This is a genomic window from Liquorilactobacillus uvarum DSM 19971 (assembly GCF_001434935.1).
Classification (GTDB): Bacteria; Bacillota; Bacilli; order Lactobacillales; family Lactobacillaceae; genus Liquorilactobacillus; species Liquorilactobacillus uvarum.
Window position 1 is genome coordinate 15,259 of sequence record NZ_AZEG01000024.1, and the last position, 13,940, is coordinate 29,198.

Here is a 13,940-nt window from a genome sequence, read left to right on the forward strand (position 1 = left end):
TAAAAAGGTGGTTGCCTTTTTTAATTGTCTTATTTCACACGAAGAAGGGAATTTAAATAAATGGCAGAACGCAAAATATCAGCAACAATGGCTACTAAAATAGCTTTAGACCTCGTAGAAGCTTCAAAGTCTATCAAGTCTATGACAAATTTGGTTAAGAGTTCTACTAATGCTACTAAAGCTATGAGTGCAGCATATAAGGAAAGTGGAGATTATCTCAATGCCGCAAAAGCACGTTTTGAAGGATATACAGAAACAATTTCACGACAAGAAAGTAAGATATCAGCTCTTAAAGAACGTCAAAAAGAGTTAGGAATATCTACAGATGGTGCTGCTAAACACTTCCTAGAATTAAAAGACAGAATTTCAGAGTTACAACAGAAACAGAATGGTTTAGATACTAGTATTGATAAGAACAAGACTGCTTACAAAGAGTTAGGTACTGAAATTGCCAGCTTAAAACGTGAGCAAAATGAATTGAATTCAGGCACAGTAAAAACAGCTAACCAGTACTTGAATTATCAAAGACAGATTGACTCAGCTACAGCACAGCTTTCTAAATTCAAAGTGCAACAAGAAAAAGCTAAAGAACAAATGGATTTACAAGCTTCGGGTGTATTAAAGCTTAAGAACGCTACTGAGTTACAGGAAAAGGTAACAAAGAGCTATAGTGATGCTTTAGAGGCTCAAGGTAAACATGTACAAGCTCAACAAGCTAAACTAACTGGCCTTAAAGATGTGCACAATAAAATGGGTGCTCAATTACAGGCAGAACAGAAACGCTTATCAGACTTAGGAAACACATACGGCACTAGCTCAACTAAGTATAAAGAGCAAGCAGTTAGAGTTAATGAGTTATCAGCTAAATACGCTTCCAATAGAAGTGAAATAGGTAAATTAAATACTGCTGTAGGTGGTATGAGTCCTATTGTAGCAAAAGCTAGAGATGCAACAGCAGTAGCTACAGATAAGATGAAAGCTGGCTTTGAAGGAGTCAAAAGAGCTGCTGGAATTGCAAGCTTAGGAATTGCTGGGTTTGGTGTCGCTGCTTTGAGTGGAGCTAAGAAGGCTTCTAGTTTACAGAACGAGTATAAGGTTACTACCAACTTGCTTGAAACTGGTGGCGAGAAAGCTTCAGAGGCTATCAAAAATGTTGCTCAAATGCAAAAAGATGGCGAGCAGTACTCATTAAAGTATGGTAAGTCACAACAAGCAATAGCAGAACAATACCAAGAATTGGTAAAACGTGGTTATTCATCTAAAGAAGCTCTAGGAGCTATGAACTCAGAGTTACAGGCTAGTGTAGCTTCAGGTGATGATTTTAATGACGTTGTTAAAGTTAGTTCACAGGTTGTTGATGCGTTTGGTATGCGTACTGATAACACAGCTAAAATGACTAAAAACACTAAACAAACAGTTAATGAATTAGCATACGCTGCTGATATGACAGCCACAGACTTCCAGAGTTTAGGTAAAGGAATGGAGTATGTTGGTGATTCTGCTCACAGTGCAGGCTTTAAGTTATCTGAAACTAGTGCAGCAATGGGTGTGCTATCTAACCACGGACTTGAGGCCGATAAAGCTGGTACTGGGTTACGTAAGGTTGTTAACAGTGTAACCGGTGCTATTGAAGCTCAGAAGTCAGCACAAGAAGGCAATTCTGCTTCTATTGATAAGTACAACTCACAAATAGCAAAACACCAACGCAAGATTGCTGAATTACAAGCTGCTGTTAAGGCAGGTACTAAGACACAAAAATCTGCTACTTCTGCTATTCAAACACAGAAAGATGCTATTTCAGATTTAGGTGAAAAAGTACAAGCTGTTAAAAATGGTGGTGGCGGTGCTTCATTACTGGATAAATTAGGCATTAAGTCTAGTGACTTAATGGATTCTAAAGGTAACTTGAAAGACTTAACCACTATTATGGGTATACTTAATTCCAAGACTAAAGATATGGGAACTGAGCAAAAAAATGCCGTATTTAATACCTTATTTGGTACAACTGGTCAGCAAGCAGGTATTATCTTAGCTCAAAATAGTTCAGAATTAGGTAAGTTAACCGATAAGGTGCAAAAAGCTGGGGACAAAGGCAAGTATGTACAAACCTTGGCTGATAAGAATAGTAAGACAGCTCAAATGTCTGAAAAGAGATTTAAACAAGCTTGGTCAGATTTAACTATTATGTTTGGTTCTAAAATGCTTCCATACATGACAGATGCAGCTAACAAGATGTCTAAGATGTTTGCTGATAAGCAATTTACGGATTCAATCAAAAAGGTTGCTACAGATATTGGTAAAGTAGCAGGTGGAATACTCAAAGTTGGTCAATACAGTGCAGAACATATAGATGCAATTAAAACATTTGCTAAAGTGGTAGCTGATATTTGGGTAATCAATAAAGTTAGGAAGTTTGCTAGAGCTACGGAAGACTTTTTTGATTTAATTGGTACTAAGGGTATAAGCAAATTAGAAGCAGAGACAACTCAAGTAGGAATTCAAACTAAAGCTTATCAAGACTTAGCAGTAGCCAAAGAGGAAGCTACAAGTGCAGGCACAGGCGTAGCCTCCGTTGGTGGAAAAACTTCAAGTGCTGTATCTGAAACTGAAGGTGTTGCTAGTGAAGTTGGCAGTGCTGGTAAAAATGTTTCTAAAGCTGGATCACTAGAAAAAACGGGAATGAGTATTGGTGGAAAACTTTTTACAGGAATTACTGCAGCCCTTACCGTAGGTGATGTCGCTGGTACCATTTCTAAAGCTGTTTCTACAGGTAAAGCTAATGATAAGTACAAAGCAGCATCTAAAACAGCCGGTACAACAATCGGTGCTGGATTAGGGGCTGTTCTAGGTAGTGTAGTCCCAGTAGTAGGTACTGCTGCAGGAGCTACAATGGGTGGAGCAATTGGAGACCAGGTAGGTAGCTCTAAAACTGCTCAGTCAATAGCTAAGAAATTTAGTCAATCTATTAATAAGTCTATGGGCAAAGTTAAGGTTAAAGCTCCTAAACTTTCCATGAAGTCTTCATACGATAAGTTACTTAAAGAACAGAAAGACTATTACAGTAAGAAACAAGCTCAGGACGAAAAAGATATTAAGCTCCTTTATAAGTCTGGTACGCTTACTAAAGCTGAGTATGAAAAACGTATGGTCCAAGCTAAAAATGAGAGTAAGCAGATGGTTACTCTTTCCAAAGCTTCAGGCAAAGACCGTAACGCAATTTCTAAGTATTATGCAGATGCTAGACAGAAATTAGAAACTAAATATAATAAGAAGATTGCTGAAGACAGTGGTAAGTGGAATAGGAAAGTACAGGCAGACGTTGCTTTGTATGGTGCTTCTGGTAAGAAAACTCGTGAAGATGAAAAGAAACAAGAATTGTCTTCTGAGAAAGATAAAAATGCTAAGAAAAAAGCATTACAAGAACAATCTATCAAGTTTTCTACTAAAGTTACAGCAGACGAAGCTAGATTACACAATAGTTTGGCCGGAAAGATACAGTTAGCTTCCAATAAGCAAATATCAATACTTACAAAACTTCAAAATGATAAAGGCAAGGTTTCAGGTAAAGAGCTTAATACCCTCAAAAAGAACTCGCAACAGGAATATGACAATAGTATTAAGTATGCTAACAAACTATCACACGATAAGATAAAAGCAGCAAATGACCAGTACGAAAAGGCTGTTAAGGTAGCTAATAAGCAACAAAAGGACACTGTAAAGGCTGCTAAAGATACGTATACGCAGACGATAGCAGCAAGTTATAACCAGTACAAAGGTAATAGCAAATGGGCCGAGGCTCAAAGGAAAGCTGTTAAAGATAAAGCTGAGAAGCAAAAGCACGATACTATAAATGCAGCATTAGAGCAATACAATAAGACTCAGCAAGCAGCAGAAGCTCAGAATAATAAGGTAACAAATGCTGCTAAGAAACAAAGAACCAACTCAGTTAATAATGCTAAAGCTCAACGCAAAGACACTATTAACGAGATAAACAAGCAAGAAAAAGCTGTTACTGATAAAGCTAATGACCAGTATAGCAAAGCAGTAGCTTCCGCTAAAGCTCAGTATAAAGGTACTTCTAGTTGGGCTGAAACACAACGTAAAATGGCTATTACTAAAGCAGCAGATCAACGAGATAAGGTGATAGGTCACGCTAAGAAACAAAGAGACGACACTATTACTCATGCTAATAATCAATTTAAAGGTGTTGTTGGAGCTTCAGAGAAACAACGTAAAAACTCTATTGATAAAGCTAAAAACCAGAAAGATAATGTTAGCTCAGCAGCAGGTAGTCAGTCTAAAGCAGTATTAGGACATGCTACTAAACAAGCTAATGGAAGCATGGAAGCCTCTAAGAAACAAGGAGAAGGCACGACAAGTATTTTCAGTGGTATTGCTGGCTGGTTCAACAAAATGAGTAAGTTGTTTGGCGTTAAAGAAACAAAGACTTCTAAAGCTAGTTTCAGTTATACACCTTACAGTACACCGGCTTATGCTACTGGTGGTAAAGCTATAGGTGGTATGGCTCTAGTTGGTGAAGAAGGTCCAGAAGCTAAATACAGTCCTTACTCAGGTAAATTGGATATTGTTGGTGCTAAAGGCGCTGAAATAGTTAACTTAGCATCTAATGATTATATCTTGAATGCTAGAGATACAGCTAAACTCTTTGCAGGACAGCTTAACAAGACTTTACCAGGTTACGCTTCAGGTAATATTGATTTAGGCGGATTCCTAAAGAAGATTAAGTCAGGTGCTACAGATATCTGGGATAATGTCTCAGATAAAGCTATGGACGCGGTAGATGCAATTAAGGACCCAGCTAAAACACTTGAAAATTTAGCAAAGAAAATATTCAATGTTAACTCAGTTGATGGAATGGGTTCAGTACAAAGAGGCATATCTGGTGGAATGGTAGACAAGGTTATTAAGGGTGTTGTAGATGCCTTCAATAAACTTAAAAAGTCTGTAGATGATATGGGAGATGCTGCTAATCCTGGTGGCAGTGGAGTGCAACGGTGGAAAGATACTATAAAAAAGGCAGCTGCTAAGATGCATGCTAACCTGACTGGCTCAGGCATGAATGCAGTATTACATCGTATTGCACAAGAATCAAATGGGAATCCTACCATTGCTAACAATTGGGATAGTAATGCAAAAGCAGGACATCCAAGTGTGGGGCTTTTACAATATATTCAGCCTACTTTAGATGCTTGGGTACCTAAAGGTGTTAAAGCAGCACTTAAGAGTGGTTGGTCTCAATTAACGGCTTTGTTCAATGATAGTAATTGGCTTGCTGATATTTCGGTTAAGGGAGGTTGGGGGCCTACCGGTCACAAGCGGATGGAAAATGGTGGTTTGATAACCACTAACCAGATGATAGAAGTGGCAGAGAAAAATAAACCAGAGTTAATTGTTCCCCTTAGTGAAGACAAAAAGCCCAGGGCTACTCAGTTATTAAATTCCGTTGGTGCAAAATTTGACACGGCAAACTCTGACAACTCTAACGCTAATAGTAACGAAGAAATATTGGAACTTAAAAATGAGATAAAAATCATGAATACTAAGTTTGATGATCTTTTAAGCTTAATGAAGTTGCAGATTTTAAGTACTAAGGGAATTGGTACATTTGATAAGCAGGCTCAGTATAAGCAACAAGGTCTGGACCAAGCATTTAATGACATGCAGGCTTTTTAGGAGAAGGTGATTATAATTTCAAAACCATGGATTAGAATAAAGGCAGAAAATGAGGATGAAATAAACCCCTGCGATATAATTTCAGGACTAACATTTCTAGGGGACGATACCAGCCCTAATCTTACAAATAATTATCAAGACTTAAGCGGTCAAGATGGCAGTTTATCCACGTACTCTAATTTTAATAGAACTGTTGTAAATGCTAGATTTTGGTTACATTTTAAAGATTATTATGATCTAAAATTAGCTCAGCATGATATTTTTAGGCTCTTTATGAATAAAAAGCTTATGCGTATTAAGACTGATGCAGAGCCTGCAATAGTTAAGTTTGTCAGATCAGGAAATTTTTCGGTGGAGCCAGTTGTAGAAAATGCTAACGATGCAGTGTTTTCCATTCCCTTTGAAAATCCTAGTGGCTACAAATTTAGTCTGCTGCGGTCCGACTCGTTATACACATATGATGAAGAGGGATGGCAAATTGGTATGAATCTGCCTAACGGTGAAGATCTTGTTTATCGTCATACAGTGCCGCAATTTAAGATTTACAATGCAAGTGACATTCCAATTGACCCATATTATCAGCGGCATGATTTAAAGATCATTGTTAAATTTAATGGGAATAGTTTGCAACTGGTAAATAAGACAAATGGTACATCATGGACGTATAACAAGAGTTCAAATGGTAGTGATATCATTGTTCTTGATGGAATCAATACCACTTTAAATGGCACCCCAGCAAGTGCCAATACGGATTATGGCAATCTGGTATTAGAAAAAGGTTGGAATGATATTGTGGCTACTGGCGCAACCACAGTTGATAGTACATTTAGTTTTCCGTTCATTTATATAGGATAGGAGTTTTTTGCTTATGGAAAAATATAAAGATTTCTGGGTAGGAAAAGAATTTATGCCTGATTGGGTAGAAAAGTTAATAAACAATGGACAGCTTGAAATCATAGATAAACGAAGAAAAAGTAGAAAAGAACTGATTTACGCTGGTGATGAGGGCGACAACATTCGCGGAAAAATACAATTAAGTAGAACTGAAACCTTGAATTTTAAAACGGGTGATCATATTTTGGAATCTAGTGACGGAAAATTAAAGGTGGTGGACAGTCGTGAACTCCTAGAAAAATTTGCTCGTTTTTATGTAAAAAATGAAGGTGGTACCCTTGCCCAATGATAAATTAATAGTTCAGGGCTTGAATAGCGCCTATAAAGAGCCTTTAAAGAGTGTTTTTTTTAACTCATTTTATATTCAACCATCATTAAATGAATCATGGCAACTGCAGTTTACGGCTTATGATGACAAATCAATTGCCTTTAATATGCTTGATGTGGAAGCAAGTGTATTTTGGGATAATCAGGAATACATCATTAAACAGATTGTCCCAGACCACGCGGATGGATTTACAACGGTTCAAGTCACGTGTAGCCATGTTGGCTATGAAGTAGCAAGGATATGGCAACACTCAATTAAGACAGGGACATTAACTTATTCAGTTGATGATGTTCTGTCTTTTATTTTGGGAGGAAATTCAGAAGGTTTTACTTGGCAGGTCATTGGATCCTTTAGTAAAGATCAGATTACAGATTTAGGCAATTGCTCTGGTAAAGACATGTTGAGCAAAATTATATCGACCTGGTCAGACGCTATTTTTTGGCCAGATAATAAAAATATCAGAATTTATCAGCATGATGCACTTGTTAAAGATTTGGGTCACAGGTTGGACTATTTGCACAATACTAGGGAACTTAAACTTACCTACGATTCAACTAGTGGAATCGTAAATAAGATGCGTTGTGTGAGTGTTGAAAAAGATAGCAGTGATAGCAACAATCCAACGTATTGGTTTGATCCATTTTATGTAACAGATGATGCTTCAATCGCTCGCTATGGGGTGCGTGATGGCGGAGATGTTTCTGATGATAGGTTTCATGATGCTGCTTCAATGAAGACATATGGAATTTCGCAGTTAGCGCCTGAACCAGCATTGACCATTGAAGTTACTCAAGATGGTAATGATGAACCAACTTTTATGGAAACCACGAGACTTGAAAATCGTCAGGATGGATATGTTACAAATGTTGAAGTGGCATCGTATCAATATTACCCATTGGATTCTGGAACACCAACAACGATCACGCTGAACAACACTGCTAAGACTATTCTGAATTATCAACGTAACCAAGCTAAGAAACTAACTGAAAGTTTTGCACAACAGCAAGCTGTAATCAATCAATTAAAGAGTGATTACGCGAAAATAGGGCAAGACTATATCGCGCTAAGCGGTGACAATGAAACTAACCAAAAAGCTATTGCAGAAATGCAGAGCAAGATTAACGAACTACAATCTATGGGTATTGTGGTAGATATAAATGAAGAAAACTCAGACACTTCAATTGATTTTTTTGAAAATGTATACAATTGCGATGCTAAAAGTATGGTAATAAGGCTTTCAAATGGTGGCTCAATCAATATGCATTCAGGTGATCAAATTTATAATGGCGGTCAAGCGAATATAATCGCAGCTGGATTTTCTCATTATTTTATGGGGAGTGGTTCAAATGAAGGAAACATATTTGCTAATCAATTGGCATTAAAAAATGTGTCAACTGATAAATTAATAGTTTTAGAAGTTGGAGATGCTAGTCTGACAACGAATAAGGAAGCTTTGGATACTGAAATACTATCGTTCTTTAAAAAAATAGCTGATAGCGGATATACAAACATATGTATTAAAGCTGTTGTTAGTTGGTTTGACAGCAGATTCAGCAGCTCAGATGCAACATATTTATGGAAAGTCAATGTTGATGCATATACTAAACCAGTAGGATCAGACGCTTGGAAATATACAAACGACTTAAAGGATACTGGCGTGGGTGCTAGTTATGCTTATAAGAGTATCTTCATCTAAAGGAGGCAAAAATGAGTATTTTTAAAAATCTTATATTAAAAAACGAACCGAATAACTTTTTAAATCGTAAAGCTAGACTGCAAAAACAATTCAATTGGGGAGCAATAATGAATTGGGCAAACGGAATTTTAATGTCGCTAGAAGAAAGGTTTGGCTCGTATGATAGTAAAATGTCTGAATTCGAGTCTAAATTCAATGCTCAAATGTCCTCAAACACTGATATAAATGAAGTTATAGATTCCAGAACAGATATTAAAGGCAACAAATATTCCACTTTGGGGTCAAGACTAAATGCTCAGGACGAAGAATTGAATGGAATGTCTGATGACATTGATGTAAGCACTCAACGTGCTTTGAAACAATTTATAGATACTCAATTCAACGAAGTTGGAGGCTCTTTCCCAAAATATTATCAGGATATTTTGGAAGCGATGTCTCAAATTCCGCAATCTAATTTTAATATTGGTTTTATTACCGACAACCACTATCAAATGAGCAGCTACGCTCCAAACAGTTTGAAGCATTACGCATATATAGCAGCAGCAAGCAGGCTAGCCAAAATAGATGCAATAATAGCTGGCGGCGATAACACTAATGGCTATTATACACATGACCAAATTCTTTTAGAAACCCAGCAGGCAACCTCGGTGCTATTTAATCGCACTAGTCAAGACACTGACGTGTTTTTTGTTATGGGGAATCATGATACTGGGATTGGAAATAACAATAAAAATACTCCAACAACTTGTTTGAATGAACAGGACTTTCAAGATTTATATCAAACGAATGGAATGTATGGAGAAACTAGAAATAACGAAAGCTTATATGGGTTTAAGGACTATGCTGATTTTAAAATAAGAGTTATTTTTTTGAATAGTTTTGACCTGCCGTGGACCGTTAATGCAGACGGAACCTATAAATATGATTTTTTAACAACAGGGGGCTATCAAAATGATCAACTTAATTGGCTCGCTAATGTGGCACTTAAAACACCCTCAAATGATTGGCAAGTTATGATTTTTACACACGCTCCAATACCAGGAACATTTGATATAGCGGCTGGTCAAAGTGAAATAACGCAATATAATTCAGATGCTTTTGTGAAAATTTTGAATGCATTTCAGAATGGAACGACTTATTCGGATGATGACAATACACGTGAACTTCCCATCAATATTTCGTGTGATTTCAGTTCTCAGGGTGAAGGAACAATCATCGCTTTAATTTCAGGGCATATCCACGCTGATGGGAACATGGTATATTCAGGCATTAATTGCATTGAAAGCTCATGCTCGCTATGCAATGCAACCGGTAAAATAGCTAATACATTAACCGAGGACTGCTGGGATATTTTTAGTGTTGATCCTGTAAAAAAGACCATCCATGCTCATAGATTTGGATTCGGTAGTGATCGAGACTTTGATTATTCCTCAGGAGAAATGGAAGACACTGGGATTCCAACTACAAGTGCTGGTGCAGGAGACTAAATGGAGGGAGACAACGAAATATGTCATTAACCGTTAAAGATTTAGGTGAAAATGTAAGAAAATTAAATGCTATTGTAGCCTCTCATGTTGGAAGCAATAATTCTAATGGAATATCCCATTTGTCTGCAACTGATGACCAAGATGGGTTTTTATCAGCATATGATAAGCAACAGCTCGATATGAAATGCAGATATGCTACTACTGTGAACACTACAGGGAATGATATTTTGAGCTACAATGCGGGCCTGTATATTGGAAGAAGTTTTAAAAACGCTCCAAATAGCGTAGATGATAGTTTATGTTTAGTTGAAATATCTGGTGCTGGAAATGGGCTTTACAAAAAAATAGAATTTGTTTGGCTCGCAGCAAGTAAAACGTATTATCGCTATATTTATAGTGCAAGTGATTCTGGATGGCAGTCAACTGAATGGCTATCTATTTTGCCACTAAATGGATTTACAGGTACTATAAATGCAAGAAAAATATTTACACCAAATGAAACTGTCGTCGAAGTTAGAGTGAATATCCAAAACAGCTCTGGACTTACAAATGGAGCAATTACCCAGATTGGAACACTTCCCTCATCACTTGGAGTAACTGGGGTAACGCCATACTGGACTATTCCGGCACAGAGTAAAAATACAAACTGCACAATCAATGCTATTTTGCAATCAGCTACGGCTCTATCTGTTTTTAGAAATGAAGCAAATAGTGCTGGTATAACACAAATTTGGGGTAACTTAATGTACGGGATTTGATAGGGGGCATGTACGATGAAAGTAATTTATAGATATGACAGCGACACAAAAATATTCCAATCTTGTGACACAGCCGCTGATGATTATAGCTTATCTGCTAACGAAACTTTGGTAGGCCCCGAACCAGGAACTTACCAGCCAATGAAATTCGATGGTGAAAAATGGGTAGGAACATCAAAAGAAGATTGGATTGATAACCAGATGCAGTTAGACAATATAACAGATCAGCAAAAATTCAACGCTAATATTTTGCTACAATTAGCAGCACTGCGTTCTAAGAATGGGAGCAATTAAAATGTTTACTTATATTCAAGAATACTATTCGTTAGGTTTGTATGCAGATTCAGATTTAGATGTTTTTTTTGCTGCAGGAATGTTAACAGAAGACCAAGAAAATGAAATAAAGGCCGCTAAGGCATCAGAAAGCACACCGTAAAAAATGTGCTTTTATTTTGCATAAATTAGTGGCGGGTGGGTAGGAAAAAGGAAGTGATGAGTTGCACGAATTTTTTGGAATTGATTGGACTGAGTGGGCCGCTTTGATGGGGATAGTTGGAGCATTCATCACAATTGTTTCTGCGATAGTTGGTTTTGTATTCAAGTATGTCATTGTCGCACCGTTTGCTGGTAAAGTGGATAGCTTGACTAAGAGCATGGATGATCTCAATAGCAGTATGAAAAACTCCGATAAAAGGTTAACTGTTTTTGAAAAAAGACTGGATGATCATGATAGACGTTTAGACCGGCACCATGAGCAAATAAAATACTTAAAAGAAAAAAGATAGGAGATCTTATTTATGAATGATATAGCACAATTAATTATTACTATTGCAGTAGCAGCTATTCCAGTGGTAGGCAGTTTTGTTTCAAAAGCACTGGTTAATAACAAGACGGCGATTGCGGTTTTAAACGCAATTGAACCACTAGCAAAAGATGGTGTGGTTGCCGTTGAAAAATTGGGCGTAGATCAATATTTAGAGGGCGAACTCAAAAAGAGCAAGGCTGTTCAATTTGTAATTGAAGGTCTGAATAAAATTGGACTCACTAAAGCTGATGAAGATATTGTTGCTAATGCTGTCGAAAGAGCTTATGCAGATTTATCAGCAGACTTGGAAAAAGTATATCCACAAAAAACTGAGGCAGAGCTTACAGCCAATGAAAAAGCAACTCAGAAGAAAGAGCTTGAAGATCAGATTGCTAAGGAACAACAAGAGTTGCAGAATAAACAGCAAAAACTGGCTGCTATGCAAAATGTTTAAACTAAATAGGAGGTAATCCTTTGAAAATTAAAAAAATATTGATTGGGGTGGCTGCTATGTCGGCTGCTTTTTTGTTTGCAGTAAATGTAGCAAACGCTGATACTAAAGAACAAGGTGTTGACTTGTCTGGCGACTATCAAGGACAGACAGCAGTGTTTGGTCAAGCATCGGATCGCTTTGCGATTGTTCAAATTGGGGGATATTATGATGGATCTTTTCATCCTCAAAAGTATTATCAGTCGCAAGTAGCTTCTACGATTGCTCAAGGTAAACGAGCACACACTTATATTTATTCTCAATTCAGTACTAGAGAGCAAGCAGATCAGATGTTAGATTATTATCTGCCTAAAGTTCAAACCCCAAAAGGCAGTATTGTGGCACTTGATGTTGAAAGTGGCAACCCAAATACTGATGCGGTTAGATATGCACTCAACAAAGTTAAAAGTGCTGGGTATACTGCAGTTTTGTATGGGTATAAAAGCTTTCTAGTGAATCATTTAGATCTATCTAGCTTAGCTGATAATTATCCACTATGGTTAGGCGAATATCCAGACTATAGCGTAACTATTTCTCCAAATTATAACTATTTTCCATCGTACAAAAATATTCATTTGTTTCAATTCACTAGTACTTATAAAGCAGGCGGTTTAGATGGAAACGTTGATCTTTTAAGTATCACAAAGAATGGATATAGTGGGACAACCACTAATGCTGTTGGCGCCACAACCGTTAAAACCGATAGCACAACTATGGCCATCAAACAAGGACAGACTGCTAACAATACTAATAAGCACACTACTGATTTAACAGGCTATACGGTTAAAGTTAATTTCACTGCTAAAAATTGGTACGTTGGTGGCACAATTCCAAGTTGGGTAAAGGGTAAAAGCTACACAGTTCAAGACGGTAGTTCTCATAGTGATAGAGTACTTTTGGGGGGCATACTTTCATGGATCAAACGTTCTGATATTGAAGTCTTGCAGACCAAGAGTCAAGCAAGATCAACATCAGTTTCAAACACGTACACTGTTCGTTCCGGCGATAGTTGGTGGAGCATTGCCAATACACACGGGATTAGTATGTATACGTTAGCCACTCTCAATGGTAAAAGTATTAATAGTGTAATTTATCCAGGACAAACTTTGAAACTGTTAGGTAGCGTAAACGTTGCTACACGATACTACAAAGTTCAATCTGGCGATAGTTTAAGCTACATCGCAAACAAGTTAGGCGTGACAACGTCTTATTTGAAATCAAAAAATAACATTCAAAACGTTAATTTAATTTATGCTGGTCAGTCACTAGCATATTAACAACACGTTTAATCGATTCAACATCGAAAAGCCTCCGTCTTATTTGAGATGGGGGCTTATTTTTTGTGTTAAAATTAATCATTCTGATGAAAAGAGATGTATATATTGAAAAGACAATTACTAATTTTAGGAAACGGTTTTGATTTGGCTTGTGGACTAGATTCAAATTATGAGTCGTTTTTTAATTGGAGACTCGGTAATTTAATGGAATATGTAGATAAGGAGATGATTTTAGAGACAGAGCATACTGGAGACACAAAAGCTGGAGCAACATTTACGAAATGGGGAACCATTAACAACCATGAAAAATATTGTGTAAATGATTTAAATGCTTTGGTGAATAAAGATGATATTAAAGATAATAATTCTTATGAGTCATATACAATTTGGGATCTATTTTTTTAGCAGAACATTATATAAAAGGCAAGTACGAGGATAAAGAGCTAATTGAATGGTGCTCCTATCCTAGTATTTGGTACATAAATTTCTGAACAGTTGTGCCATAATTAAT

General features: G+C 37.0%; 12 protein-coding genes. All 12 read left to right on the plus strand.

The genetic code is table 11. The features are described from left to right. Nucleotides 1-60: 60 nt before the first annotated feature. The 12 genes from FD20_RS09840 to FD20_RS09890 all read left to right on the plus strand — a co-directional run bounded on the left by FD20_RS09840 (nt 61) and on the right by FD20_RS09890 (nt 13,834). Nucleotides 61-5,694 (plus strand): phage tail tape measure protein, encoded by a 5,634-nt coding sequence (locus FD20_RS09840; RefSeq protein ID WP_057738162.1) that lies wholly within the window; start codon nt 61-63, stop codon nt 5,692-5,694. Between the two features lie 6 nt (nt 5,695-5,700). Further along, a complete protein-coding gene (locus FD20_RS09845; protein WP_235807757.1) occupies nt 5,701-6,549 on the plus strand; it encodes a phage tail domain-containing protein in 849 nt (282 codons plus the stop codon). Nucleotides 6,550-6,562: 13 nt separating this feature from the next. After that, a complete protein-coding gene (locus tag FD20_RS09850; RefSeq protein WP_057738163.1) occupies nt 6,563-6,877 on the plus strand; it encodes a hypothetical protein in 315 nt (104 codons plus the stop codon). Further along, nucleotides 6,867-8,612, plus strand: a complete 1,746-nt coding sequence (locus FD20_RS09855) for a phage tail protein (protein ID WP_057738165.1) — start codon at nt 6,867-6,869, stop codon at nt 8,610-8,612. The genes FD20_RS09850 and FD20_RS09855 overlap by 11 nt, the downstream gene beginning before the upstream one ends. Nucleotides 8,613-8,623: 11 nt before the next feature. Then, complete coding sequence (locus FD20_RS09860) at nt 8,624-10,099, plus strand: metallophosphoesterase family protein (protein WP_057738167.1); 1,476 nt, start codon at nt 8,624-8,626, stop codon at nt 10,097-10,099. A gap of 20 nt (nt 10,100-10,119) precedes the next feature. Continuing rightward, the gene (locus tag FD20_RS09865) at nt 10,120-10,857 is read left to right on the plus strand and encodes a hypothetical protein (protein WP_057738169.1); all 738 of its coding nucleotides are present in this window, start codon (nt 10,120-10,122) and stop codon (nt 10,855-10,857) included. 15 nt (nt 10,858-10,872) lie between these two features. Continuing rightward, nucleotides 10,873-11,151, plus strand: coding sequence for a hypothetical protein (locus FD20_RS09870; protein WP_057738171.1), 279 nt, complete (start codon nt 10,873-10,875; stop codon nt 11,149-11,151). A gap of 1 nt (nt 11,152) precedes the next feature. Continuing rightward, nucleotides 11,153-11,293, plus strand: a complete 141-nt coding sequence (locus FD20_RS13350; protein ID WP_157060901.1) for an XkdX family protein — start codon at nt 11,153-11,155, stop codon at nt 11,291-11,293. 61 nt (nt 11,294-11,354) lie between these two features. Further along, entirely contained in the window at nt 11,355-11,642 is a 288-nt protein-coding gene (locus tag FD20_RS09875; RefSeq protein ID WP_057738173.1) for a hypothetical protein, read from the plus strand. Nucleotides 11,643-11,654: 12 nt separating this feature from the next. Beyond that, nucleotides 11,655-12,116, plus strand: coding sequence for a phage holin, LLH family (locus tag FD20_RS09880; protein ID WP_057738175.1), 462 nt, complete (start codon nt 11,655-11,657; stop codon nt 12,114-12,116). 20 nt (nt 12,117-12,136) lie between these two features. After that, nucleotides 12,137-13,429: a LysM peptidoglycan-binding domain-containing protein gene (locus FD20_RS09885; protein ID WP_057738177.1), complete on the plus strand. Its 1,293-nt coding sequence runs from the start codon at nt 12,137-12,139 to the stop codon at nt 13,427-13,429. Nucleotides 13,430-13,534: 105 nt separating this feature from the next. Beyond that, entirely contained in the window at nt 13,535-13,834 is a 300-nt protein-coding gene (locus FD20_RS09890; RefSeq protein ID WP_057738185.1) for a hypothetical protein, read from the plus strand. The last annotated feature ends 106 nt before the right edge of the window (nt 13,835-13,940 follow it).

Excerpts from the sequence above, each read along its gene's own strand:
- FD20_RS09840 (WP_057738162.1), top strand. The coding sequence starts at position 61 with ATGGCAGAACGCAAAATATCAGCAACAATGGCTACTAAAATAGCTTTA.
- FD20_RS09850 (WP_057738163.1), top strand. The coding sequence starts at position 6,563 with ATGGAAAAATATAAAGATTTCTGGGTAGGAAAAGAATTTATGCCTGAT.
- FD20_RS09860 (WP_057738167.1), top strand. The coding sequence starts at position 8,624 with ATGAGTATTTTTAAAAATCTTATATTAAAAAACGAACCGAATAACTTT.
- FD20_RS09865 (WP_057738169.1), top strand. The coding sequence starts at position 10,120 with ATGTCATTAACCGTTAAAGATTTAGGTGAAAATGTAAGAAAATTAAAT.
- FD20_RS09870 (WP_057738171.1), top strand. The coding sequence starts at position 10,873 with ATGAAAGTAATTTATAGATATGACAGCGACACAAAAATATTCCAATCT.
- FD20_RS13350 (WP_157060901.1), top strand. The coding sequence starts at position 11,153 with ATGTTTACTTATATTCAAGAATACTATTCGTTAGGTTTGTATGCAGAT.
- FD20_RS09880 (WP_057738175.1), top strand. The coding sequence starts at position 11,655 with ATGAATGATATAGCACAATTAATTATTACTATTGCAGTAGCAGCTATT.